General features: G+C 42.1%; 18 protein-coding genes and 1 tRNA gene. 11 read left to right on the top strand and 8 right to left on the bottom strand.

The genetic code is table 11. From position 1 onward, the window contains the following. Positions 1-17: 17 nt before the first annotated feature. From EP1_RS10100 to gor, 6 genes are all read left to right on the top strand, one after another. Positions 18-91: transfer RNA gene (locus EP1_RS10100), tRNA-Pro, on the top strand. 119 nt (positions 92-210) lie between these two features. Then, positions 211-678: a CtsR family transcriptional regulator gene (locus EP1_RS10095; RefSeq protein ID WP_281176170.1), complete on the top strand. Its 468-nt coding sequence runs from the start codon at positions 211-213 to the stop codon at positions 676-678. Positions 679-683: 5 nt separating this feature from the next. After that, positions 684-3182, top strand: a complete 2499-nt coding sequence (locus tag EP1_RS10090; protein WP_067627034.1) for an ATP-dependent Clp protease ATP-binding subunit — start codon at positions 684-686, stop codon at positions 3180-3182. Positions 3183-3389: 207 nt separating this feature from the next. Next, positions 3390-4304: a peptidase U32 family protein gene (locus EP1_RS10085; protein WP_067627032.1), complete on the top strand. Its 915-nt coding sequence runs from the start codon at positions 3390-3392 to the stop codon at positions 4302-4304. A 12-nt stretch (positions 4305-4316) separates the two neighbouring features. Then, positions 4317-5558 carry a peptidase U32 family protein gene (locus tag EP1_RS10080; RefSeq protein ID WP_067627030.1) on the top strand — a complete coding sequence of 414 codons (1242 nt, stop codon included), beginning with the start codon at positions 4317-4319 and terminating at the stop codon, positions 5556-5558. Positions 5559-5839: 281 nt separating this feature from the next. Next, positions 5840-7189, top strand: coding sequence for a glutathione-disulfide reductase (gene gor, locus EP1_RS10075; protein WP_067627028.1), 1350 nt, complete (start codon positions 5840-5842; stop codon positions 7187-7189). A gap of 34 nt (positions 7190-7223) precedes the next feature. Here gor and EP1_RS10070 read toward each other — a convergent pair whose 3' ends face one another. From EP1_RS10070 to EP1_RS10055, 4 genes are all read right to left on the bottom strand, one after another. Further along, on the bottom strand, positions 7224-8174 hold the full coding sequence (locus tag EP1_RS10070) for a biotin--[acetyl-CoA-carboxylase] ligase (RefSeq protein ID WP_067627025.1): 951 nt from the start codon (positions 8172-8174) through the stop codon (positions 7224-7226). Between the two features lie 104 nt (positions 8175-8278). Beyond that, entirely contained in the window at positions 8279-9082 is an 804-nt protein-coding gene (locus EP1_RS10065; protein ID WP_067627041.1) for an ABC transporter ATP-binding protein, read from the bottom strand. Beyond that, on the bottom strand, positions 9060-9980 hold the full coding sequence (locus EP1_RS10060; protein ID WP_067627023.1) for an ABC transporter permease: 921 nt from the start codon (positions 9978-9980) through the stop codon (positions 9060-9062). The genes EP1_RS10065 and EP1_RS10060 overlap by 23 nt, the downstream gene beginning before the upstream one ends. A 40-nt stretch (positions 9981-10020) precedes the next feature. After that, entirely contained in the window at positions 10021-10986 is a 966-nt protein-coding gene (locus tag EP1_RS10055) for an ABC transporter substrate-binding protein (protein ID WP_067627021.1), read from the bottom strand. Between the two features lie 841 nt (positions 10987-11827). Between EP1_RS10055 and rpoB the strand changes: the two genes are divergently transcribed. From rpoB to msrA, 4 genes are all read left to right on the top strand, one after another. Further along, entirely contained in the window at positions 11828-15442 is a 3615-nt protein-coding gene (gene rpoB / locus EP1_RS10045) for a DNA-directed RNA polymerase subunit beta (protein ID WP_067627019.1), read from the top strand. A 73-nt stretch (positions 15443-15515) separates the two neighbouring features. Next, complete coding sequence (gene rpoC, locus EP1_RS10040) at positions 15516-19169, top strand: DNA-directed RNA polymerase subunit beta' (protein ID WP_067627017.1); 3654 nt, start codon at positions 15516-15518, stop codon at positions 19167-19169. Between the two features lie 210 nt (positions 19170-19379). Further along, positions 19380-20480 (top strand): LCP family glycopolymer transferase, encoded by a 1101-nt coding sequence (locus EP1_RS10035; protein WP_067627014.1) that lies wholly within the window; start codon positions 19380-19382, stop codon positions 20478-20480. Between the two features lie 128 nt (positions 20481-20608). Further along, entirely contained in the window at positions 20609-21133 is a 525-nt protein-coding gene (gene msrA / locus EP1_RS10030) for a peptide-methionine (S)-S-oxide reductase MsrA (protein WP_067627012.1), read from the top strand. Here the strand turns inward: msrA and EP1_RS13775 are convergent. Further along, positions 21130-21819, bottom strand: a complete 690-nt coding sequence (locus tag EP1_RS13775) for a prepilin peptidase (protein WP_083507535.1) — start codon at positions 21817-21819, stop codon at positions 21130-21132. The genes msrA and EP1_RS13775 overlap by 4 nt on opposite strands. A gap of 112 nt (positions 21820-21931) precedes the next feature. On the opposite strand from EP1_RS13775, the gene EP1_RS10025 reads away from it, so the two are divergent. Next, positions 21932-22399: a Dps family protein gene (locus EP1_RS10025; protein WP_067627010.1), complete on the top strand. Its 468-nt coding sequence runs from the start codon at positions 21932-21934 to the stop codon at positions 22397-22399. 53 nt (positions 22400-22452) lie between these two features. Here EP1_RS10025 and EP1_RS10020 read toward each other — a convergent pair whose 3' ends face one another. The 3 genes from EP1_RS10020 to argH all read right to left on the bottom strand — a co-directional run bounded on the left by EP1_RS10020 (position 22453) and on the right by argH (position 26308). After that, positions 22453-23160, bottom strand: a complete 708-nt coding sequence (locus EP1_RS10020; RefSeq protein WP_067627008.1) for a transposase — start codon at positions 23158-23160, stop codon at positions 22453-22455. Beyond that, positions 23150-24679, bottom strand: a complete 1530-nt coding sequence (locus EP1_RS10015) for a DUF1538 domain-containing protein (protein ID WP_067627006.1) — start codon at positions 24677-24679, stop codon at positions 23150-23152. The genes EP1_RS10020 and EP1_RS10015 overlap by 11 nt, the downstream gene beginning before the upstream one ends. A gap of 258 nt (positions 24680-24937) precedes the next feature. Continuing rightward, complete coding sequence (gene argH / locus EP1_RS10010) at positions 24938-26308, bottom strand: argininosuccinate lyase (RefSeq protein ID WP_067627004.1); 1371 nt, start codon at positions 26306-26308, stop codon at positions 24938-24940. Positions 26309-26525 lie beyond the last annotated feature (217 nt).

The raw sequence follows: 26525 nt of genomic DNA, 5'->3' as shown, positions 1-26525 counted from the left end.
TAGTTTTTTTTGTTTATCGGGAAGTAGCTCAGCTTGGTAGAGTACTTGGTTTGGGACCAAGGTGTCGCAGGTTCGAATCCTGTCTTCCCGATCAAAAAAGAAGGTGAAAACCTTCTTTTTTTTTATCCAAATTTAAAGAAAGGCTTTACTCTTTATTTCGTGCTCTAAATTCGATATAATTATGGTCAGGAATAGTCAATGGGAGGCGAGATTATGAGTAGAAATACCTCTGATTTGATCGAGTCTTACTTGAAAGAAATTTTAGAAAATAGTGAAATCATCGAAATTCGCAGAGCTGAAATGGCACAGTTATTTAATTGCGTGCCTTCTCAGATAAATTATGTGATCAATACTCGTTTTACTTTTCAACGTGGTTATTTAGTAGAAAGTAAGCGCGGTGGTGGGGGTTATATTCGAATTAGTAAAGTTAAGATTTCTGATCAACATTATTTTTTGGAACAATTGATGGAGTCATTTGGAACTGAAATTTCTGAAGCAAATGCCTTTGGAATTATCCAAAAATTATTTGAAGAAAAAATTATTACAGAAAATGAAGGCAATTTGATGTTGAGTGCCGTATCGAAGAATGTTCTTGGTGTCAGTCAAATTGAAAATAGATTGCGATCAAGAATTCTTCATGGATTTTTAGAGCGTTTAAGTTATGAAAAAAAGGAGTGAGGGATATGGATCAGCTATATACAGAACGTGCGAAAGCGGTCTTGGGGATTGCTCAGCAAGAGGCTAAATATTTTAAACATCGCTCGGTTGGTTCGGAGCATCTACTGTTAGCGTTAGTTATCGAACAACAAGGAATCGCTGGGAAAACATTACGTCAGATGAATTCAAATGAAAATGATATTCGTGAAGAGATTGAGCACATGACAGGATATGGCTCGGTTAAATCCTATCCTGAAGGCGGCTATCTGCCTTATTCCCCGAGAGCAAAGCAGATTTTGATTTTCGCGGACGATGAAGCAAAACGCTTTAATGCAAAATTAGTGGGTACTGAACACATCTTATTGGGATTGTTACGAGATGATGAAATTTTAGCTTCACACATATTAGTGAATTTAGGGTTAAGTTTACCTAAAATGCGTCAGCTCTTACTGAAAAAAATGGGAGTAAACGAATCTTCTAACGCTAATCAAGGAGCGACTAATCGTCGCAAAGCACCGACAAAACCGACTCAAAGTAATACACAAGGAACACCGACCTTAGATGGTTTAGCCCGTGATTTGACGAAATTAGCCCGTGAAAAACGTTTAGATCCAGTAGTTGGTCGTGATAGCGAAGTGCGACGAGTGGTTCAAATTTTAAGTCGTCGGACTAAGAATAATCCGGTTTTAGTAGGGGAACCTGGTGTTGGGAAAACGGCCATTGTTGAAGGTCTAGCCCAACGAATTATTTCCGGTGACGTGCCAGAAGATATGCGTGGTAAGCGTCTGATGATGTTAGATATGGGTGCCTTAGTTGCTGGGACAAAATATCGTGGAGAATTTGAGGACCGTTTGAAAAAAGTAATCGATGAAATTTATCATGATGGACAAATCATTTTGTTTATTGATGAACTGCATACGTTGATTGGCGCCGGTGGAGCTGAAGGGGCAATTGATGCTTCGAATATTTTGAAACCTGCCTTGGCTCGTGGAGAGTTACAGACGATTGGTGCCACTACGCTTGATGAATACCAAAAATATATTGAAAAAGATTCTGCTTTAGAGCGCCGTTTTGCGCGTGTTCAAGTGGAGGAGCCTACTCCAGAAGAAGCAGAGGAAATTTTAAAAGGGTTGCGTCCGCGTTACGAGGACCATCATGGAGTAGAGATTACAGATGAAGCGCTACATGCTGCTGTGTCTTTATCTGTCCGCTACATCAACTCTCGTCAATTACCAGATAAAGCGATTGATTTAATGGATGAATCTTCTGCTAAAGTCCGGCTAGATTCAACGGATGAAGTCTCGGAATTATCTGAGTTGGAAGAGGAAGTTCAAGATTTAGTGGCTGAAAAGGAACGAGCAATTCAGAATCAAGACTTTGAATCGGCAGCGCGCTTGCGTTTGCGAGAAAAGCAAGTATCTGAAACGTTGGAGCAAGCAAAAATCAAAGCGGCCAAACAAGAAAAGGGCTACATTGATCAAGTGACAGATGAAGATGTGGCAGCTGTAGTATCTCAATGGACCGGTGTTCCACTGCAACAATTGGAGAAAAAGGAAAGTCAACGACTGCTGGATTTAGAGAATGTCTTGCATAAACGGGTCGTTGGTCAAGATGAAGCCGTAAAAGCTATTTCAAGAGCTATTCGCCGAGCACGCTCAGGTCTGAAAGATCCGAATCGTCCGATTGGTTCTTTCATGTTCTTAGGACCAACGGGTGTCGGCAAAACTGAATTGGCGAAAGCGTTAGCTGAAGCAATGTTTGGTAGTGAAGAGGCTTTAATTCGCGTGGATATGTCTGAGTATATGGAAAAATATAGTACGAGTCGTTTGATTGGTTCACCGCCTGGTTATGTCGGTTATGAAGAAGGGGGCCAATTAACAGAAAAAATTCGCCAAAAACCTTATTCAGTGATCTTACTGGATGAAGTAGAAAAAGCCCATCCCGATGTCTTCAATATCTTATTGCAAGTCTTAGATGACGGTCACTTAACCGATTCGAAGGGCCGGAAAGTTGATTTCCGTAATACAATTTTAATCATGACATCCAATATTGGAGCAACGGAACTACGGGAAGAAAAGAATGTTGGTTTCAATGTGAAAGACATTACTAAAGATCATCAAGCTATGGAAAAACGGATTTTAGAGGAATTGAAGAAATCTTTCCGACCAGAATTCCTCAATCGAATTGATGAGACAGTCGTCTTTAAATCGTTGGATCAAGAGCAGATTCACGAAATTGTTAAAATCATGAGTCGTTCGATTTTAGATCGAATGAAAGAACATGAAATCAAGGTGAAGATTACAGCAGCGGCATACGATGTGATCGGCAAAGTTGGCTTTGATCCAGAATATGGTGCGCGTCCTATTCGCCGAGCTTTACAAAAAGAAATTGAAGATCGCTTAGCTGAAGCATTGCTGTCTGGCCAAATTCAATTGGGTGATGCGGTAACGATTGGTGCCAGTAAAGGAAAAATCACGTTAACCGTGAAAAATGCTAAAGAAGAAAAGGTTCCAGAGAAAGTTTAATTGAACGGAAGATTGGAATGAAAGGCTGTACCAATTCGTTGGTGCCGCCTTTTTTTGAATGAAAAATAACTTCGGCTTTTTTTCTAGCGACCTCAGTTGGAAACTTTCAAAAGCTATGATAGTATGAGAAAGGCAAACGAGCCCTTTGTTCATTTAGGAATGATGGGTTTAGCTGAAAAATGGTTGATTGAACTAGGAGGATAGACCATGATTGAATTAATTGCGACGGCAGAATCAGTGGCCCAAGCTGAAGAGCTGCTAGCTGCTGGCGTTGATACATTATACATAGGGGAAGAGGAATTTGGTCTGCGACTCCCCCATTCGTTTTCCCGTGCAGAACAAAAGGCACTGATTGATTTAGCTCATGCCCAAGGAAAAAAAGTCAATATTGCAGTAAATGGTATTATGCATCCCGAAAAGATGAAAAAAATTCCTGAATATTTAGCTTTTTTAATGGATGCTAAGCCGGATCATTTGGTTGTTGGTGATACAGGGGTGATCTATTTACTGAAGGATTATGATTTACCTTATATCTATGACGCGGAAACTTTAGTAACCAATGCGCGTCAAATTAATTTTTGGCAGAAAAAAGGGGCGGTTGGCGCGGTCTTGGCTCGCGAAGTTCCTTTCGAGGAGATGCGGCACTTGCAAGAGCAAGTAACTGTTCCAGTAGAAGTCTTGGTGTACGGTGCAACGTGTATTCATCAATCGAAGCGTCCACTATTAGATAATTATTTTAATTACACGAAACAGTCAGAAGATAGTTCGAAAGAGCGCGGATTGTTTATTTCGGAGCCGAAAAAACCAGAAACTCATTATTCAATCTATGAAGATCCCCATGGGACACATATTTTTGCGGATAATGATCTGAACTTGATTGAAGAATTAGCAGAATTGACTCAAACAGGTTATCACACTTGGAAATTAGATGGGTTATTTACACCAGGAGCAGATTTTGTCGCGATTGCACAAACTTTTGCAGCTGCCAAGGCCGCCATCGAAGCAGGGTCTTGGGATCAAGCAGCAATTGCTCGTGCAGGCGAAGCGATTCGTCTGCACCATCCGGCGAGTCGCGGCATGGATACCGGATTTTATCATTTAGATCCGACAACGATTAAATAGGGGAAGAGTAAGATGACAGAGAGAAAATTGAAACGGCCGGAAGTATTAGCGCCCGCCGGGACATTGGAAAAATTGAAAACGGCGATCCATTATGGCGCAGATGCAGTCTATATTGGCGGTGACGCCTATGGATTACGGTCACGGGCCGGCAACTTTTCATTTGAAGAAATGGCGGAAGGCGTGGCTTTTGCCAAAGAATATGGGGCCAAAGTTTATGTTGCCGCCAATATGGTCACCCATGAAGGCAACGAGGAAGGTGCTGGCGCCTTTTTCAAAAAATTACGGGAGATTGGAATTTCGGCAGTGATCATTTCTGATCCGGCCTTGATTGAAATTTGCGCGGCAGAAGCTCCGGGCCTAGAGATTCATTTATCAACCCAGGCATCGGCCACTAATGCAGAGACATTAAACTTCTGGAAAGAAGAGGGCTTGGAACGAGTCGTCCTAGCGCGTGAAGTATCGATGGAGGAATTAGCAGAGATTCGGCAAAAGACAGATGTGCAAATCGAAGCCTTCATTCATGGGGCGATGTGTATTTCTTATTCGGGTCGCTGCACATTATCGAATCATATGTCGATGCGAGATGCCAACCGTGGCGGTTGTTCACAATCTTGCCGTTGGAAATATGAGTTATTCGATATGCCTTATGCAAAAGAACACCGTTCATTGACAGAAAATGGGGATGTGACGGAAGAATTTTCCATGAGTGCAGTGGATATGTCAATGATTGAACATATTCCTGATCTGATTGAAAATGGCGTGGATAGTTTAAAAATTGAAGGACGCATGAAATCGATCCACTATGTCTCCACCGTTGCCAATGTTTATAAAGCTGCAGTGGACAGCTATATGGCCGATCCTGATAACTATGTTTGTAAACAAGAATGGATCGACGAATTATGGAAAGTTGCACAACGGGAATTAGCAACTGGTTTCTATTATCAAGTGCCCACCGAAAATGAACAATTATTCGGTCCCCGTCGGAAGATCCCTGTTTATAAATTTATCGGTGAAGTTTTGAGCTATGATGAAGTGAGTGGAATTGCGACTGTCCGTCAACGAAATCATTTTTCTGTGGGTGATGAGATCGAATTTTATGGACCTAACTTTCAGCATTTCGAGCAGACAATCACCGAAATGAAAAATGATGAAGGCGAATCAATTGATCGTGCACCAAATCCGATGATGGTTTTGACTATGCCGGTGGCACACCCAGTAAAACCTGGTGATATGATTCGGAAAAAGAAAGACTAGCTTTTGCCGACCTGTAAAAATTTATTTTATGGGTCGGTTTTTTGTTTCATTTTTTGAAGATTTTCAGTCCACCGACTTTTTAAAAAACCAATTAGGGTTAAAAGTTCGTTAGGCAAAAAGCCATTCTTTTTCAGTAGAATGTATTAAAATGAACATAGCGTTAAAGACTGATTTTCTAGAAAGACTTCTGCCCATTAGGAGTGGTTGGTCAGTTTATTTAAACAGTAAAAACTAAAGTTTATTTTTAATGAATAGAACAAAATAAACGAGGAGGCAGTTGAATGAAAGAATATGATTACATTGTTGTTGGCGGCGGAAGCGGTGGAATCGCTTCGGCTAATCGTGCGGGGATGTATGGGGCTAAAGTATTATTGATTGAAGGAAATAAAATTGGTGGAACCTGTGTCAATGTCGGCTGTGTTCCTAAAAAAGTAATGTGGCAAGCCAGCTCGATGTTAGAAATGATTGAGCGTGACGCATCTAGTTATGGTATTCAAGCAGATGTTGAAAAATTTGATTTTAAACAATTAGTTGAGCGTCGGGAGAAATATATCGATTTTCTCCATGGTGCCTATGACCGCGGACTGGATAGCAATCATGTGGAGCGCATTGCAGGCTATGCAACGTTCAAATCGGACCATGTAATTAGCGTAAATGGCGAAGAGTATACGGCCCCTCATATTTTGATTGCAACCGGTGGTCGGCCGAGTCAAATGCAGATTCCTGGTGGAGAATTTGCCATCGATTCTAATGGTTTCTTTGAGTTGACCGAACAACCGAAAGCAGTCGTTGTTTTAGGTGCCGGCTATATTGCGGCAGAACTGAGTGGTGTCTTGCAAGGGATGGGGACGCAAGTTTCTTGGGCTTTCCGTTATGATCGGCCCTTGCGGACGTTTGATTCGATGTTAGCCGATAACTTGATGGAAATCTATCGAGACAATCAAATGAAATTATACGATCATCATGTAGCAAAAGAAATCAAACAAAATGCTGATGGAACGTACACCGTTTATTTTGAAAATGGCAATACCTTATCTGGAGATCAAGTTTTATTTGCCGGTGGTCGTCTGCCGAATACGGATAAAATAGGGTTGGAAAATACTTCAGTAACGTTAAATGAAAAAGGTTTTGTGATTGTCGATAAATTTCAAAATACGACTAGCGAAGGGGTCTATGCAGTTGGCGATGTGATTGGCAAGATTGATTTGACTCCTGTTGCGATTGCGGCGGGTCGACGATTATCGGAACGTATTTTTAATGGCAAGTCAGAAGAATTTTTAGATTATGAAAATGTTCCGACGGTGATCTTCACCCATCCAACGATGGCAACGATTGGCTTGACTGAAGCAGCAGCCATCGAACGTCATGGTAAAGAGCAAATCAAGGTTTATCGTTCACGTTTCACGCCGATGTACTTTGCGCTGAGCGACTATCGTCAGAAATGTGAAATGAAATTGGTTTGTCTTGGGGAAGAAGAGAAAATCATTGGGTTACACGCAATTGGCATAGGAACCGATGAAATGCTGCAAGGCTTTGCCGTGGCAATTAAGATGGGGGCAACGAAAAAAGATTTCGATGACACCGTAGCGATCCATCCAACCGGCAGTGAAGAATTAGTGACGATGCGTTAAATAAAAGAGCTGGGACACTGCTGTCCTAGCTCTTTTACTGGATTGAACTTAAACTAATCTCGCCAGATGACAAGTTGATTGTTTCATCCCCTAGATCGACGACTAATTCACCGGTGTCGCTAATGGCGATGGCGGTTCCTAGGTAAGCCTGGTCTTTACGCTTAAAGGTCACTTTTTTGCCTAGGACAAATGATTTCTTACGATAAGTAGTTAAATAATCATGATCGGCCAATAAGGCAAAGAAACGATTCCAGATTTTGATAATTAATTGATTGCGAGTAATCGGCGCCTCGCCACTTGGAAACAAGGAGGTTACTTTTTCCTGGAGTTCAGCCGGATAATCTTTTTGTGGGATCGAAAAGTTGATTCCCATACCAATGATAATGTATTTTAAGGAATTGGTTTCAATGTCTGTCATCGCTTCAGTGAGGATACCGGCGACTTTTTTCTGATTCAGATAAATATCATTGACCCATTTGATTTGGCTGTCGACTCCTAAGAGTTCATCGATCGCATCCGCGATGGCGACTGCCATTACGACCGTATATTGTGGCAGCTCGTTTAACTGTTCTTTCGGTTCCAACAATAAACTCATATAAATACCTTGCTGTTTAACCGCGAAAAAGGGGCGATTAAAACGACCGTGGGGGGCTTCTTGTGTATCTGCTACGATTAATAAAGGTGCGGATTTTCCTTCTACGACTGCTAACTGTGCATCCTTCATCGTTGAAACAGAGGTCTCTAGCACCGTAACATCAAGTGCTTGTTTAATCTGCTCTTGAATTTCTTTGGCATCTAAAATATCTGAGGGTTGGTAACGATACCCCTTAGCTAAATGTTGGATTCGATAGCCTTTTTTTTCTAGTTCTTTGATGGCCTTCCAGATAGCCGTTCGAGACACACCGAGTTCTTGGGCTAGGGCCTCACCAGATAAAACTTCTTCAGCTGCTTTTAAGCGCGCCAAAACTTGTTCTTTTGTCGTCAACTGCGCTCCTCCTTTTTTTCAGTTACGAGTAGTGTAACAAAAAAGCAGGCTGCATAAAAGCAGCCTGTCAAGAAAGGGGGATGAAATAAAAAAGTATAGGGATGTCAGCTTAACAACAATGCATCATCTTTGAGTTCAACGCCTGAATTTTGCTGGAAGAGCTCCATTAATTTTGGCACCGTTAAGTTTTGTTTTTCTGATTGTTTTAAATCTAAAGCAATCTGCCCTTGATGGAGCATAATCAGCCGGTTGCCGTATTGGATCGCATCTTCCATATTGTGGGTCACCATAAAGGCGGTCAGTTCTTGTTCACGAATCAGTCGTTCAGTCAGCTCCATAACCGTTAATGATGTTTTGGGATCCAGCGCGGCAGTATGTTCATCTAATAAAATCAGATCTGGACGTTGCAACGTCGCCATTAATAAGGTGATGGCTTGGCGCTGACCACCAGAAAGCAGCCCGATTTCTGCGTCTAAACGATTTTCCAAGTTCAGATTCAGCATGGCTAATTGTTCTTGGAAGAAGCTCCGGTCTTTATTTTTAACACCTAGAGAAAATCCCCGTTTATGTCCGCGTTTCATTGCTAGTGCTAAGTTTTCTTCTACCGATAAGCGGACGGCAGTTCCCATTTTAGGATCTTGGAAAACCCGACTGATTTTTTTTGAGCGTCTAGTAACCGAATGTTTTGTCATTTCTTCTTCATTTAAGAATAATTGGCCTTCTTCTACCGGTAGTGTCCCAGCAACACTGTTTAATAAAGTTGATTTGCCGGCTCCGTTTCCGCCGATAATGGTCACAAATTCGCCAGGGGCGAGGCTTAAATTGATTCCACGCAACACATGGTTTTGATTGACCGTTCCCCGTTCAAAGTATTGGTGTAGGTTACTAATTCTTAAAACTGGTTGCATTTGCATCGGCCCCTTTCTTTTTTGATTTGATCGTAAATTTCGAACGGATTTGTGGTAAAGAAAGACAAACGACAAGGACAATCGCGGAAGCTAATTTAGAATCTGTCGGTTCGACATTCATTTCGAATACTAAAGCCAAGATAAAGCGGTAAATAATCGCTCCTACTACGATAGTAATCAAGCGCACCCAGATGGGCTTATTATGCAGCAACACTTCAGCAATGATAATCGATGCTAGGCCAATGACGATCGTACCAACGCCGGAATTCAAATCAGCAAAGCCGTTATTCTGAGCTAATAAGGCACCGGAAAGAGCGATACTGCCGTTTGAAATCATATAACCTAAAAGTTTCATATTCTCAGTTCGAATGCCATTTGCTTCACTCATCTCAGGGTTATCGCCGGTTGCGCGAACAGCTAATCCGATTTCAGTCCGGAAGAACAAGACCAACAGTAAAATAACTAGTAAAACGATTAGCAGTCCGATTAGAATAACTGCATTATTTTTCGATAGTCCCATCGTTTGAGCCATTGTAAATACGGTGTTTTCGCCCAACAAAGCGATGTTTGGGGCCCCCATCACTCGGGAAGTGACCGAATATAGACCCGTCATGGTGATAATCCCCGCTAGCAACGCCGGAATCTTAAATTTTGTGTTTAAAATACCAGTCACTAAACCGGCTAACATCCCACCGCCAAAGGCTAAGATAGTGGCTAGTGCAGGATGTAACCCGTTAACGATTCCGATTGCGGCGATCCCGCCGCCCAAAGGAAAACTTCCTTCGGCGGTTAGATCGGCGATATCTAAAATTCGAAAAGTCATGTAAACACCGATCGCTAGTAATGACCAGAGTATACCTTGTGACGTCGCTGATAATAACAAAGTGATAACATTCATGATTCGTCCCTCTTTCTTTTGGAGAACTGTTCTGATTTAACTATTTTGGTTCTTTGATACTGGCTGGATCAATGCCTAAAGCTTCAGCCATTTCTTTATTAACGACTAATTTCAAATCTTCTGCTGATTCCACCGGAGTATCGGCTGGTTTAGCATCGCCGTCTAAGATTTTGGCAGCCATTTTCCCGGTTTGCTTACCCAAAGATTTGTAGTCGATCCCAACCGTTGCTAATCCGCCTCCGTCGATTTGTTCAGTTGAACCAGCTACTAAAGGAATTTTCTTTTCTTTAACAACATCTCCGATAACAGCAGCGGCACTCGCGAAGGTATTATCCGTCGGTACATAAATACCATCAGTTTCACCAGCTAAAGATTCAGTTACCTGTTGAACATCATTCGTTGTGTTGGCCGTTTTGACTTTGACTTCAATGCCAGCTTTTTTCAATGCTTTTTCAGCAAGATCGGCTTGGATTTTTGAGTTGGCTTCACCAGCGTTGTACATAATCCCGATTGATTTTGCATCAGGAACGATTGATAACAATAGGTCAATTTGCTTGTCGATAGGAACCATATCGGTCGTTCCGGTAACATTGCCCCCCGGCTTTTTATCACTTTTCACTAATTTGGCTTCTTCCAGATCAGTAACAGCAGTTACGGTGATCGGAATTTCTGTCGTTGCATTTAACAAAGATTGGGCAGCTGGAGTAGCTACGCCTAATAGCAAATCTGGTTCTTCCTTCACTAATTTCTCACTCATACTTTTTAGATTGTCTTGGTTGTTTTGAGCATTTTGATATTCGATAGTCAAATTATCGCCTTCTTTATAACCGCCCTCAGCTAACCCTTCCTTGAACCCTTCGTAAGCATTGTCTAATGAGGGATGTTGAACCAATTGTAAGACCCCAACTTTTTTCGCGTCATCATTGCCACCAGCCTCTTTATTGCCACAAGCTCCCAACATTAATAAACTTACCAATCCAATTCCTGCTAATATCGCTTTTTTCATTTTTTTCGCTCCTTTTTCGTATTAATGGATTTATTTTCAAGCCATATGTCATTCCGCTAGAAGAAACTATTGAAATAGCAGGCTTAAATTTTATGCTTTGTTTTTGACTAAGTCCTAAGTAAAACTATATTTGAAAATCAAGGGCTCATTTTCTTGTAATAAAAAATCACCCGCTTAGAAGTCTCGAACTCTAAGTGGGTGATAGGAATGCAAATGAATACTGCTTCAGCCACTTAGATCTCTCTATGCGGCCGGTGGTACGTTGAAATGCTCTAGCCATCATAGATACAAAAAACACTGAGGTTGTTTGTATCCATTCCGATGAATACAAACCTATCTAAAATAGCTAAAGTAATAGCGGTTATTCAGTTGTGAGCTTTTTGTATGCACCATCAGGAACAACCTCCAACTTGTTAAGATGTAAATTAGTATACGGTAAGAAAAATGAGATGTCAATAATAAAAAGAAGAATATTCAGAAAATTCAAAAATGTAAAACGAATTAAACCAATTATAGTTACTGAAAGTTTTAAGAAAAGGTTGCGAAAAAGGCCGTTCAGTCCTAGCACCTATTGACTTTTATGCTGGCGTCGTGTATTATATTAATTTGCTAAAACTATCTGAAATGATAAAAGGCAGGAACGAAATATTGTCCGTTCCGGCTTTTAATAAGGAAACAAAAGTAGAAGCTTGCGAAATCTTTTCAAAAGAATGTTCTATTTTTGGTTTTTTTTTGCCTAAAAGCCGCAAAAAATGTCGGTTGTTACTTAAATTTAATTTTCGTAACATAAATGTAATTTATCTTCGGATCGGTTTTCAAACTTTTAAGAGGGGTGAAGAACTTGGCTGGACACGTAGTGAAATACGGGAAACACCGAGAACGCAGAAGCTTCGCACGAATCAGTGAAGTGTTGGAATTACCGAATTTGATCGAAATTCAAACAGATTCTTATCAATGGTTCCTAGATGAGGGCTTGCAAGAGATGTTTGAAGACATTTTGCCAATTGAAGACTTTAATGGAAACTTGTCACTTGAATTTGTTGACTATGAATTGAAAGAACCTAAATACACCGTTGCAGAAGCTCGTTCTCACGATGCAAATTATTCTGCACCATTACATGTGGTATTACGCTTAGTAAACCGTGAAACTGGAGAAATTAAATCCCAAGAAGTATTCTTTGGTGATTTCCCATTAATGACGGAACAAGGAACCTTTATCATCAACGGGGCCGAACGGGTTATCGTATCCCAATTAGTTCGTTCTCCCGGTGTTTACTTCCACGGGAAAGTGGATAAAAACGGAAAAGAAGGCTTTGGCTCAACCGTTATCCCTAACCGTGGTGCATGGTTAGAAATGGAAACAGACGCAAAAGATATCTCTTACGTTCGGATCGACCGCACACGTAAAATTCCTTTGACCACGTTAGTTCGTGCTTTAGGTTTTGGTTCAGATGATACGATCTTTGAAATCTTTGGCGAAAGCGAATCATTACGCAATACAATCGAGAAAGACTTGCACAAAAACCCAAGTGATTCTCGGACTGAAGAAGGGTTAAAAGACGTCTATGAACGTTTACGTCCAGGCGAACCTAAAACAGCAGACAGCTCACGGAGCTTATTAACGGCTCGTTTCTTTGATCCAAAACGTTACGACTTAGCCAATGTTGGTCGTTACAAAGTAAATAAAAAATTAGACCTTAAAACACGTCTATTGAACTTGACGTTAGCTGAGACATTGGTTGATCCTGAAACGGGTGAAATCATCGTTGAAAAAGGGACAGTTCTTACGCACCAAGTGATGGAAGAACTAGGACCAAAACTTGAAAATGGGTTGAATTCCGTTACTTACTACCCATCTGAAGATGCAGTTGTAACGGATCCAATGACTGTTCAAGTTATCAAAGTCTTTTCACCAAAAGATCCAGAACGTGAAGTAACAGTGATCGGTAACGGTTATCCAGATTCTTCTGTGCGCACCGTTCGCCCAGCAGATATCATTGCTTCAATGAGCTATTTCTTGAACTTGATGGAAGGTATCGGCAATGTCGATGATATCGACCACTTAGGAAATCGTCGAATCCGTTCAGTTGGTGAATTGTTACAAAACCAATTCCGAATCGGGTTAGCCCGGATGGAACGGGTCGTTCGTGAACGTATGTCAATTCAAGACCAAGAAACGTTGACGCCGCAACAATTGATCAATATTCGTCCAGTTGTTGCCAGCATCAAAGAATTCTTCGGTTCTTCTCAGTTGTCACAGTTCATGGACCAAACCAATCCGCTCGGCGAATTGACGCACAAACGTCGTCTATCTGCCTTAGGACCTGGTGGTTTGACTCGTGACCGTGCCGGTTATGAAGTTCGAGACGTTCACTATTCTCACTATGGCCGGATGTGTCCAATTGAAACCCCCGAAGGTCCCAATATCGGGTTGATCAACAGCTTGGCTTCTTATGCCAAGGTCAACAAATTTGGTTTCATCGAAACTCCTTACCGCCGTGTGGATCGTGCAACTGGTCGAGTAACGGATAAAATCGATTACTTAACTGCTGACATCGAGGACCATTACGTTGTTGCCCAAGCAAACAGTAAGTTGAATGAAGACGGCACCTTCGCTGAAGATGTGGTTATGGCTCGTGCAACTTCTGAAAACTTGGAAGTAACGATTGATAAAGTGGATTACATGGATGTATCGCCAAAACAAGTAGTTGCAGTCGCGACCGCTTGTATCCCATTCTTGGAAAACGATGACTCTAACCGTGCCTTGATGGGTGCCAACATGCAGCGTCAAGCTGTTCCATTGATCCAACCTCGTTCTCCATGGGTTGGTACTGGGATGGAATACAAAGCAGCTCATGACTCAGGTGCCGCTTTATTATGTAAAAACGAAGGTGTCGTTGAATTCGTTGATGCTCACGAAGTTCGTGTACGTCGCGACAATGGCGCATTAGATAAATACGACATCACTAAATTCCGTCGTTCAAACTCAGGAACCAGCTACAACCAACGTCCATTAGTTGGTTTAGGTGAAAAAGTTGATGTTGGCGATATCTTAGCTGATGGACCTTCAATGGAAAACGGCGAATTGGCATTAGGCCAAAACGTAGTCGTAGCCTTCATGACTTGGGAAGGGTACAACTATGAAGATGCCATCATCATGAGCCGTCGTTTGGTGAAAGATGATGTTTATACTTCAATCCATATTGAAGAATACGAATCAGAAGCTCGTGATACAAAATTAGGACCTGAAGAAATCACCCGCGAAATCCCTAACGTTGGGGAAGACGCTTTGAAGAACTTAGACGAAATGGGAATTATCCGTATCGGTGCTGAAGTTCACGATGGCGACCTATTAGTTGGGAAAGTCACTCCTAAAGGGGTAACAGAATTATCAGCTGAAGAACGTTTATTACATGCGATCTTTGGTGAAAAAGCCCGTGAAGTTCGTGATACGTCTCTACGTGTGCCTCACGGCGGCGGCGGGATCGTTCATGACGTGAAGATCTTTACTCGTGAAGCAGGCGATGAATTATCTCCAGGTGTGAATATGTTGGTGCGCGTTTACATCGTGCAAAAACGTAAAATCCATGAAGGGGATAAAATGGCCGGCCGTCACGGAAATAAAGGGGTCGTTTCGCGCATTATGCCTGAAGAAGACATGCCATACTTACCAGACGGCACACCAGTGGATGTCATGTTGAATCCATTAGGGGTACCATCTCGTATGAACATCGGGCAAGTATTGGAATTGCACTTAGGGATGGCTGCTCGTCAATTAGGTATCCATGTGGCAACACCAGTATTCGATGGCGCACAAGATAGCGATGTCTGGGAAACTGTACGTGAATCTCGTATGGCGGCAGACGCTAAGACTGTCCTTTACGATGGCCGGACGGGTGAACCATTTGATAACCGTATTTCCGTTGGGGTTATGTACATGATTAAATTGGCCCACATGGTCGATGATAAATTGCATGCTCGTTCAATTGGACCTTACTCTCTTGTTACGCAACAACCATTGGGTGGTAAAGCTCAATTTGGTGGACAACGTTTCGGGGAAATGGAAGTTTGGGCACTGGAAGCATATGGTGCTGCTTATACCCTACAAGAAATCTTGACTTACAAATCAGACGATGTGGTTGGTCGTGTGAAAACTTACGAAGCCATCGTCAAAGGTGAACCTATTCCAAAACCAGGTGTACCTGAATCTTTCCGCGTATTGGTGAAAGAATTACAAGCTCTTGGTTTAGATATGCAAGTCTTAGATATCAATGACAAAGAAATCGAGTTGCGAGACATGGATGATGATGATGACGACTTAATCACAGTTGATGCCTTGACGAAATATGCAGAGCAACAACAATCTGCTAAAGAAGTCGAAGCGCAAGCAGCTGCTGAAAAAGCCGAACAAAAATCAGATTTAATCCAAGAAATCGAAACTGCTGAAGACTTATAAGAGTCACGCTTGCCATACGTAAGTCAGCTTTTCCTAGCTGACTTACGATAAAATGAAATGGAGGGAAACCCTTTTGATCGATGTAAATAAATTCGAAAGTATGCAAATAGGTTTGGCTTCTCCTGAAAAAATCAGAAGCTGGTCATACGGTGAAGTAAAGAAACCGGAAACCATTAACTATCGTACCTTGAAACCTGAACGCGAAGGGTTATTCGATGAAAGAATTTTTGGGCCAACCAAAGACTGGGAATGTGCCTGTGGGAAATATAAACGGATTCGTTATAAAGGAATCGTCTGCGACCGTTGTGGTGTTGAAGTTACTCGTTCGAAAGTTCGTCGTGAACGGATGGGCCATATCGAATTAGCAGCCCCTGTTACACATATCTGGTATTTCAAAGGAATTCCTTCTCGGATGGGTCTTGTCTTAGACATGAGTCCTCGTGCGTTAGAAGAAATCATTTACTTTGCATCTTATGTCGTGATCGATCCAGGTAATACAAGCCTAGAGAAAAAACAATTATTGACGGAACGTGAATACCGTGAAAAACGGGATCAATACGGTCAAGAATTCCACGCGGCTATGGGTGCCGAAGCTATCAAGCAGTTATTAGATCAAGTCGATCTAGATGGCGAATCATCAGAGTTAAAAGAAGAATTGAAAACAGCCCAAGGGCAAAAACGGACCCGTGCGATCCGTCGTTTAGATGTGCTAGAAGCGTTCCGTTCTTCTGGTAACCTTCCTAGCTGGATGGTAATGGATGTTATCCCTGTCATCCCGCCAGATCTACGTCCGATGGTTCAATTAGAAGGTGGCCGTTTTGCAACGTCTGACTTGAATGATTTATACCGTCGTGTGATTAACCGTAACAACCGTTTGAAACGATTGTTAGACTTGAATGCACCGAACATCATCGTACAAAATGAAAAACGGATGCTTCAAGAAGCGGTCGATGCGTTAATCGATAATGGTCGTCGTGGCCGTCCAGTTACAGGACCGGGGAACCGTCCATTGAAATCTTTATCTCACATGTTGAAAGGGAAACAAGGTCGTTTCCGTCAAAACTTGCTGGGTAAACGTGTCGATTATTCTGCCCGTTCTGTTATCGTCGTTGGACCTTTCTTGAAGATGTATCAATGTGGTCTGCCAAAAGAAATGGCGATCGAATTGTTCAAACCTTTCGTTATGAAAGAATTAGTTCAACGTGAAATTGCTTCAAATATCAAAAATGCCAAACGTAAGATCGAACGTCAAGAAGACGTCGTGTGGGACGTTCTGGAAGAAGTAATCAAAGAACACCCTGTCTTACTTAACCGGGCACCTACGCTTCACCGCTTAGGTATCCAAGCATTTGAACCAATCTTAGTTGAAGGTCGTGCGATCCGTCTTCACCCATTAGTATGTGAAGCCTATAATGCCGATTTCGATGGAGACCAAATGGCTGTCCATCTACCTCTAGGTGAAGAAGCACAAGCTGAAGCTCGTTTGTTGATGCTTGCTGCGACCCACATCTTGAACCCTAAAGATGGTAAACCAGTTGTTACACCATCTCAAGATATGGTCTTAGGTAACTACTACCTAACAATGGAAGAAGAAGGCCGCGAAGGTGAAGGTATGATCTTCCGCGACATGAATGAAGCAGTTCTAGCATGGCGCAATGGCTATGTTCACTTGCACTCACGAGTGGCTGTCGATCCTAATGCCTTAGGAGACAAACCATTTACTGAAGAACAAAAAGAACGTATGTTGATTACGACGGTTGGGAAAATTATCTTCAATGATATCATGCCGCAAGAGTTCCCTTACTTGAACGAACCGACTGATTTCAACTTAACGCAACACACACCTGATAAATACTTTGTTGAAAAAGGTGCCGATATTCCTGCAGCGATTAAAGAACAAGAAATCATCTTGCCATTCAAGAAGAAAAATCTTGGGAATATCATCGCTGAAGTCTTCAAACGTTTCAAAGTCACTGATACGTCAATGATGCTTGACCGTATGAAAGACTTAGGTTACAAACATTCAACACACGCTGGGATGACCGTTGGTATCGCTGATATCATGGCACTAGCAGAAAAACAAGAAATCATCGACAATGCTCACAAACAAGTCAGCACGATCACGAAGCAATTCCGTCGTGGTTTGATTACTGATGATGAACGTTATGAACGGGTTATCGCTGTTTGGAATGCTGCTAAAGATGAAATCCAACAACGACTAATGGAATCCTTAGATGCGAAGAACCCAATCTTCATGATGTCTGATTCTGGAGCCCGTGGTAATATCTCCAACTTTACTCAGCTTGCTGGTATGCGTGGATTGATGGCCGCTCCGAATGGACAAATCATGGAATTGCCAATCATCTCAAACTTCCGTGAAGGTCTATCTGTCTTGGAAATGTTTATCTCGACTCACGGGGCTCGTAAAGGGATGACCGATACTGCCTTGAAGACTGCCGATTCAGGTTACTTGACTCGTCGTTTGGTTGACGTTGCCCAAGATGTGATCGTACGTGAAGAAGATTGTGGTACTGACCGTGGTCTAGAAATCTCTGCGATTCGTGAAGGTAACGAAATCATCGAATCATTAGAAGAACGTCTGGTTGGACGTTATACGCAAAAATCAGTAATGCATCCTGAAACTGGTGAAGTAATTTTACCGGCTGATGCATTGATCAGTGAAGCAGATGCGAAACGCATCATCGACGCTGGCGTTGAGAAATTAACGATCCGTTCAGTCTTCACATGTAATACTAAACACGGTGTATGTAAACACTGTTACGGCCGTAACTTGGCAACTGGTGACGACGTTGAAGTCGGTGAAGCAGTTGGTACCATCGCCGCTCAATCAATCGGTGAACCAGGTACTCAGTTAACCATGCGGACATTCCATACCGGTGGGGTTGCCGGAGACGATATTACACAAGGTCTTCCTCGTGTCCAAGAAATCTTCGAAGCACGTAATCCTAAAGGTTTAGCTGTAATTACTGAAGTTACTGGTGAAGTCGTTGAGATCGCTGAAGATGCTGCGACTCGTACGAAAGAAGTTACCGTCAAAGGTGAAACCGATACTCGTACGTACACTGTTCCTTACACTGCGCGGATGAAAGTCGTTGAAGGCGACATGATCCACCGTGGGGCACAGTTGACAGAAGGTTCAATTGATCCTAAACACTTGTTGCAAGTCCGTGATGTAATCTCTGTTGAAACGTACTTACTACGTGAAGTTCAACGTGTTTACCGGATGCAAGGGGTAGAAATCGGCGATAAACATATTGAAGTAATGGTTCGTCAAATGTTGCGTAAAGTCCGTGTTATGGACCCAGGTGACACTGATATCTTGCCAGGTACACTGCTTGATATTGCTGACTTTAAAGATCAAAACTACAATACTTTAGTTGCTGGTGGTACGCCTGCGACATCTCGTCCAGTCTTGCTTGGTATTACCAAAGCTTCATTGGAAACAAACAGCTTCTTATCTGCTGCATCATTCCAAGAAACGACTCGTGTCTTGACCGATGCTGCGATCCGCGGTAAGAAGGATCCATTACTTGGATTGAAGGAAAATGTTATTATCGGTAAGATCATCCCTGCTGGTACAGGTATGGCGACTTACCGTAACATGGAACCAAAAGAAGTTGTCGTAGCTAGCGAAAATGTCTACAGTATCTCTGATATTGAAGCACAAATGGCTGCCGAAGACGCTTTAAATAATCCTTTGAGCTAAATAGAACTAGACTTAGACCACAAGATTCAAAAGAATCTTGTGGTCTTTTTCTTTTCGCGCTATTATAAGAAAGTACCTGGCAAAATGACAGCGGTCACTTTGTTCAGAAATTAAATTTCTTTTAGAGCTAAAAAGAAAGACTATTTTCAGAAGACGATTTATGAGAAAATGAGAAAAATAAGCTAAGAAGTAAAATTGTTGAGGTGCTACATGAGCAAAGCAAAGCGGATCATCTTGATTGTCGTAGGAATCCTCGTGATCCTAGTAGGAGCTGTGACCGTTTATTTATTAAAAGTGAATAACGATGTAGATCAAGCAATCAGTAAAATGACGAAAAAAGTTGCCTATCAGACCAAACGTTCGGAGGCCGTGAATTTAGAAAACGGTGAGCCGTTTTCGATCCTTTTAATGGGAACCGATACAGGAGATAAGGGTCGGACGTATCAAGGTCGTTCGGATTCGATGATGCTGGTGACGATTAACCCAAAAAAGAAGAAAACAGTGATGACAAGTCTGGATCGTGATATTTATACTCAAATTGTTGGTTATAAAGGTGACGAGGATAACTATGTCGCAAAAGGTGACACGTACTATGATAAATTGAACGCGGCATATTCGTTAGGCGGAACGAAAATGGCGATTGAAACGGTCCAAGAAATGATGGATGTCCCCGTCGATCACTATATTGAGATAAATATGAAAGGCCTAAAAACCTTAGTAGATGCTGTTGGAGGCATCGAAGTTGATAATAAAATCGAGTTCACTTTGGACGGCGTGCATTTGAAAAAAGGCAAACAGGTCTTAGATGGTCGGCATGCCCTGGAATATGTTCGGATGCGCCACGAAGATCCTCAAGGTGATGTCGGTCGTCAAGCGAGGCAACGAGAAATTTTGTCTAAAATTGTGCGTAAGCTCTTGTCAGTCAATTCGGTCACTAAATACAAAAAATATTTACGAGCAGTCGAAGATTATGTACGGACAGATCTAAGTTGGAGCGAGATGCTGACGGTAGCCAAAGATTATACTCCAGCTGCTGAGAAAATCGAGCAAACCCAAGTCGAGGGCCAAGGCGAGATGATCAATGATATTTACTTCCAAATTTTAGGTCTAAATAATTTACTGGAAGAGCAAAATATTTTGAAGAGACAACTAGCTTTGCCTACGAAAAAGAAATTGCCTAATTGGGATGAAGAAGACGACAATCAATTATTCTTTGCGGATAGTGAAGTTGATGAGATCAGTGCCGGAACCCATTATGATTATGTCGGCTATGGCAAGATTCTTTATCCGATCGATGCGGAGAACTATTAAACAAGCAAATATTCTCAAAGTTGAGCACAAGTGCTGACTTTGAGAATATTTTTTTGTAATGTCTGAGCAAAATCGTTTCATTTTTAGCAGAAAGGATTATGATGAAATCAACGAAGGGGGCGTGTTTTATGATAGCAGAAAAAGCAATTTTTGCTGGTGGCTGTTTTTGGTGTATGGTTGAGCCGTTTGATCAAATGCCTGGGATTAAAGCGGTTGTTGCGGGCTATACTGGCGGTCAACTACCCAATCCAACCTATGAAGAAGTTTGCAGCGGTAGGACTGGACATACGGAAGCCGTGGAGATTACTTTTGATCCAACCGTGATTTCTTATCAGCAATTAGTGGAGATTTATTGGCAACAGACGGACCCAACCGATGCACTGGGGCAATTTGCTGATCGTGGCGATTCGTATCGTCCCGTTATTTTTTATTCTTCCCCAGAACAAAAAAACCTCGCTGAAACTTCCAAACAGCAGCTACAAGCTAGTGGTCGTTTTAAAGATCCGATCGTAACAGCGATTGAGCCGGCTCAAACCTTTTATTCAGCGGAAGCCTACCACCAAGATTTTTATCGCAAGCAGCCAGAACATTATGCTGCCTATAGCAAAGGATCTGGGCGGAAAGGGTTTATTCAAAAAAATTGGCAAAGTTAACACTTTTTTAACAGCAACAATAGTAGTCCAATAAATAGGAAGGGTAAAAATGGGAGCTGTATCAAGGGCTTTTTTTGTAAAGTTCGGTAGCTGAAAAATAATAAACCGCTGAAAGAAGCGCTGAACAGGACTTGCAACAGTTCGTAGCTCGATAAAAAACAACTCCATAATCCAATGATCCAAAGATCTCCCAGGCCGAAGCTGTTTGGGAGAATTTTTTGACTAAGATAAAAGAATAATCCAACTATTATGGGCTGCAGCCAATGAAGGGGTAACAGCAACATAGCGCTGATGAGTAAGGGAATCCCAGTTAAAAGAAAGATCCGCATTTCGACGATTAGTTGATCCCAGTCGATCAGTGCCAAAACGAGTGAACTTAACAACCAAAATAAATACCAAAGATTGAGCCAGTGGAAGTCATGCAAGAAGTGATAAAAGAGCAGACCGCAAAAAAATTCAAGCCAAAAACTACGAGTAGAAAATTTTTGGTGACAATAACGACAAACAAAGCGCTGATGCAAGGCTGAAATTAGTGGAATCAAATCAATGGGTCGAAGGGTCTGTTGGCAGTGATCACAATGAGAAGGTGGTATGAGTAGTGATTCACCTCGCGGCAGCCGGATACTGACGACTGCTAAAAAAGATCCGACGATGGAGCCTAAGATAAATAAATGGATGCTTTTCACCTCCTTTTACAATAAGATACGAAAAAGGCGTATATTCTCAGCGTTTCCTTTGTACTTTTGCTGAAAGTGTATTATGCTTTTAATGGAGTACAAATTTAGGAGGTATGAAGGAATGAAATTTGAAAAAACCAAAGAAGTATTGAACCAATTAGTAGCAGACTTAAGTCAAATGTCTATGGTCATTCACCAAACACACTGGTACATGCGCGGCCCAGGCTTCTTGACATTACACCCAATGATGGACGATTTCATGGATGACGTAAATGATCAATTGGATGAAATTTCAGAACGTTTAATCACATTAGACGGCGCTCCTTATTCAACCTTACGTGAAATGGCAGATCAAACAAAAATCCCAGATGAAAAAGGTCGTTGGGATCGTACGATGGAAGAACGTTTGGCTACCTTAGTTGAAGGTTACCGCTATTTAGCTGACCTTTATCAAAAAGGAATCGAAGTTTCTGGTGAAGAAGGCGATGATCCAACTCAAGATATCTTCATCGAATTTAAAACAGCCACTGAAAAACGGATTTGGATGATCCAAGCACATTTAGGCAAAGCACCTGAAATTGATGCATAATTGATTTAATTAAAAGAACCGACTATCAACGGATAGTCGGTTCTTTTTTTAGCTTATTGATGGGGCAGATTGGTTGGTAGACCGACCACGCCGTCAACGGGAATACAGATAATGATTCCTTGAGCGTCACTGAGGAGTCCACATTGTTCACCGATGGCTTGCATGACGGCCTTCTTCTTGTCTTGTTCGACCAAGAGATAGACCATTTCTTTTTCTGGTTGAACACTGATGCCCCATTTTCTCATCGTTTCCTGCGATTCAAGGCGTCGTGCATGGACGACCGTTCCACCCGAAGCTCCGGCTGCAGTTGCTGCAATCATGACCTCTTCGCTGAACCCTTGATTGATTGTCACCATTAGCAGGCTGTGTTTTGCTTCGTGGCTCATCTTTTTCTCCTCTCTTTCGCTAAATGCTTGATTTTGTTCAGGCATTTCCGAAGCTAAAATTTTCATGATATAGGAACTTGCCCCAGAGATTGGGAAAGTAAAGACACAACCTTTATTGGGCTTATGTAGTCCTAAGCCTTTACCTAGTGCTTCGAACAACGTGGGGACTTGACTTTTTAGAACAGGACAAAAAAGTAATGCTTTTTCTGTCGTGCCTAAGCCTAAATAATCCATGACCTCATTCGTTGCAGCCCCTTCGCCAATACACAGATCTTGAACAGGAGAGTTATGGGTTTCCAAAATAGTATGGGCTTTTTTGACATCTTTATGGCTGATAATCAAGACTAACATCCGGATAGCTGGTTTATGTGTCATCCTCAGAGTCCTCCCATTCTTCGATTTCGTTTAATTCTTCAATGCTTACGTCAATATTTCGAGCAGCTTTAGCAGCTTTCCACCGATAAATGAGGCCCATGATTTGTACAGCAATCAAAGGGGTTAAAGCCACTAAGGCCACAACACCAAAGGCATCAGCCATGATATTACCATCCAGTGCTTCGCTGACTCCGATACAAAGAGGGAGTAAGAAGGTACTAGTCATTGGCCCACTGGCAACCCCACCGGAGTCAAAAGCAATACCGATGAATATCTTAGGAACAAATTTAGTCAACAAAAGGGCAATCAGATAGCCAGGAATAATGATCCAGTAAATGCTGATGCCAGTAATAGCGCGTGTCATGGCTAGTCCTACACTGACAGCTACGCCGATCGAGAGACAGAGATTCATAGCAGAAGCTGAGATTGCGTCTCCTGTGACTGTTTCAACTTGGTGATTCAATACTTGGATGGCCGGCTCGGCTTTGACAATGAAATAACCAATTAACATCCCGATAGGAACCAACAACCATTTAAATGGACTGGCGGCTAATTCCCCCCCTAATAAACTGCCGACAGGTGCAAACCCAATACTGACCCCGGTTAGGAAGAGAACAAGTCCCAAATAAGTGTAGAACAGCCCAACAATCATTCGAACGTATTGCCGTCGATGATAGCGTCGGCTGATTAATTGAAAAACGAAAAAGAGGGCAGCAATCGGCAAGACTGAAATTAAAACCTCGTAGGCATAGTGGGGCAGAGCCAACATAAATTCATGAACGACATCACGAGTCGTGACTACATCAAGGAATTCTGGCGGAGTATAGGCAGTATCGGTTGGGCGGAAGAAAATCCCCAAGAGCAACACAGCGAGGATCGGTCCGATACTGGAGATCGCGACTAAACCAAAGCTGTCGTCAGTTGCATCCTTGTCACTTCTGACAGAAGCCAGCCCGACTCCTAAAGCTAAAATAAAAGGTACTGTGATGGGTCCCGTGGTAGCACCACCGGAGTCAAAAGCAACGGGAACGAAATCATTAGGTGTCCGAAAAGAAAGTAAAATGACTGCAAAATATAAAATCATTAAGATGAAAGATAAACTGATTTTAAATAAAATGCGCAGAACGGCTAACGTCAAGCAAAGTCCGACACCGATAGCTACGGTCCAAACAAGCAGATTGCTGGGGATTGCTGGCATTTGATCAGCTAAAACTTGCAGATCAGGTTCTGCGATGGTGATAATCGCACCAATCACAAATACAATCAAGGCCAGGATTCCAGTTTTTTTACTTTTGGAAAGCTGGGCACCAATCCCTTCACCTAAGGGTGTCATGGATATTTCGGCTCCTAATTGGAAAAAGCCCATGCCGATAATCAGCATCACAGCACCGACAAGAAACATCGCGATCGTACCAATTTCCATCGGAACCAAAACAACACTGATAATTAAAACGATCAGAGTAATCGGCAAGACCGAGGATAGTGATTCGGAAATATTTTCTTTTAATTTTTGATTCATCGTGTCACCTCTCTTTCTGTTCTACAAAAAGGAATGGTGATTTTGCAGATCGAATTAACAACATTAGTGAATAAAATCGTTTGAATATTTAAACAGATGGAGCTTAGTTTGAAAGTCGCTGAGATCGTCAAAAAAAGTCTTCCTATATAAAAAATAACATAAATAAAGAATCAATGTAAGGGGTTTAAGACTGAGCGGGAAAATGAACAGGGGTGTAAACGAAATTAGCAGACTACTTGCTAAGTAGTCTGCTAATAATTAAAGTTCCTTTTTGGCTAACTCAATTTGTTTTTTCACTTGGTCAAAGCCCGTACCGCCTAATGAATGGCGGCGGATTACGGCTGTTTTAGAAGATAATGTATCATAGATGTCGGCTTCAATCACCGGATTAATCGCTTGATATTCTTCTAACGGTACATCTTGTAAGTAAATGCCTTTTTGCGTGCAAGCTAAAACCAGTTTACCGACAATTTCATGGGCTTGACGGAAAGGGATTCCTTTAGTGGCTAAATAATCTGCTAGTTCGGTCGCATTAGAGAAATCCTTTTCGGTCGCATCGTGCATGATCTGCGTGTTGACCTTCATGGTGTCGATCATGCCCGCCATAATGTCCAAGCTGGTAGCAACGGTATGGACCGTATCGAACATCCCTTCTTTGTCTTCTTGCAGATCTTTGTTGTAGGCTAATGGTAAGCCTTTGATCACGGTTAATAAACCCACTAGATCGCCAAACACCCGGCCCGATTTGCCGCGAATCAATTCTGCCATATCGGGATTTTTTTTCTGGGGCATGATGGAACTGCCCGTCGAAAAAGTATCGGTCAATTCGACAAATTTAAATTCGTGGCTACACCATAGGATAATTTCTTCACAGAGACGGGAAAGATGGACCATCAAGATCGAACTGTTGCTCAAAAATTCCAAAATGAAATCACGGTCACTTACACCATCCAAGCTATTCATATAAATATCGCCAAAACCTAATTCATCCGCCGTCATTTGACGATCGATCGGGAAAGTCGTTCCTGCTAATGCTGCACAGCCTAGCGGGGAAATGTCGACACGCTTGAGACTTTCCGCAAGACGAGCTTGATCACGGGTCAGCATGCCATAATAGGCCATTAAGTGATGCCCGAAGGAAATCGGCTGCGCATGCTGCAGGTGGGTATAGCCAGGCATGATTGTTTCCACATGATCTTCAGCTTTGGCGACCAAGACAGCTCGGAAATGCTGGACTTTTTCAATAATTTCAATTAAATGTTCCTTCAAATATAAATGCATGTCGGTTGCGACTTGGTCATTCCGACTACGAGCGGTATGTAATTTACCGGCAACAGGACCGATCTCATCATGGAGCATTTTTTCTAAATTTAAATGAATATCTTCATTTTCAATGGTAAAGCTTAATTCATCATTGGCTGCTTTTTTTGCCAAGGTATTCAGGCCCGCCGTAATTTGTTGCGCTTCTTCTTTTGTAATAATGCCAGTTTCCCCTAGCATCTTGACATGCGCTAAACTACCGACGATATCCTGTTTGGCTAATTGCTGGTCGAAGGGAATCGAAGCACCAAAAGCATCGATCCAAGCTTCATTCTTACCGTCAAAACGGCCACCCCAAAGTTTTGCCATAATAGTTGTCCTCGCTTTTCTTTTGTAAGTCGTATATAGAAAGATTATTGCTAAAAAAGACCGACTAATCGGTCTTTTTTAGCAGCTGCTTTAAGTAGCTAGCTTAATGAACAAAGTTGTTCATTAAGCGTTTGAATTTAGGGAGGAGGCATCTTTTCAGATACCTCAGGATGAAATCATTGCTGGTTTCCTTATTTCCTGACTGGAAAAGAAACTC

The organism is Enterococcus pseudoavium NBRC 100491 (genome assembly GCF_001544295.1).
In the GTDB taxonomy this organism is placed as follows: domain Bacteria; phylum Bacillota; class Bacilli; order Lactobacillales; family Enterococcaceae; genus Enterococcus_A; species Enterococcus_A pseudoavium.
Note: the sequence above shows the minus strand (reverse complement) of the source record. Positions and strands in the feature narration are given on the sequence as shown.

Coding starts and splice junctions, on each gene's coding strand:
- EP1_RS10090 (WP_067627034.1), top strand. CDS start 684: ATGGATCAGCTATATACAGAACGTGCGAAAGCGGTCTTGGGGATTGCT.
- EP1_RS10085 (WP_067627032.1), top strand. CDS start 3,390: ATGATTGAATTAATTGCGACGGCAGAATCAGTGGCCCAAGCTGAAGAG.
- EP1_RS10080 (WP_067627030.1), top strand. CDS start 4,317: ATGACAGAGAGAAAATTGAAACGGCCGGAAGTATTAGCGCCCGCCGGG.
- gor (WP_067627028.1), top strand. CDS start 5,840: ATGAAAGAATATGATTACATTGTTGTTGGCGGCGGAAGCGGTGGAATC.
- EP1_RS10065 (WP_067627041.1), bottom strand. CDS start 9,082: ATGCAACCAGTTTTAAGAATTAGTAACCTACACCAATACTTTGAACGG.
- EP1_RS10060 (WP_067627023.1), bottom strand. CDS start 9,980: ATGAATGTTATCACTTTGTTATTATCAGCGACGTCACAAGGTATACTC.
- EP1_RS10055 (WP_067627021.1), bottom strand. CDS start 10,986: ATGAAAAAAGCGATATTAGCAGGAATTGGATTGGTAAGTTTATTAATG.
- EP1_RS10035 (WP_067627014.1), top strand. CDS start 19,380: ATGAGCAAAGCAAAGCGGATCATCTTGATTGTCGTAGGAATCCTCGTG.
- msrA (WP_067627012.1), top strand. CDS start 20,609: ATGATAGCAGAAAAAGCAATTTTTGCTGGTGGCTGTTTTTGGTGTATG.
- EP1_RS10025 (WP_067627010.1), top strand. CDS start 21,932: ATGAAATTTGAAAAAACCAAAGAAGTATTGAACCAATTAGTAGCAGAC.
- EP1_RS10020 (WP_067627008.1), bottom strand. CDS start 23,160: ATGACACATAAACCAGCTATCCGGATGTTAGTCTTGATTATCAGCCAT.
- EP1_RS10015 (WP_067627006.1), bottom strand. CDS start 24,679: ATGAATCAAAAATTAAAAGAAAATATTTCCGAATCACTATCCTCGGTC.
- argH (WP_067627004.1), bottom strand. CDS start 26,308: ATGGCAAAACTTTGGGGTGGCCGTTTTGACGGTAAGAATGAAGCTTGG.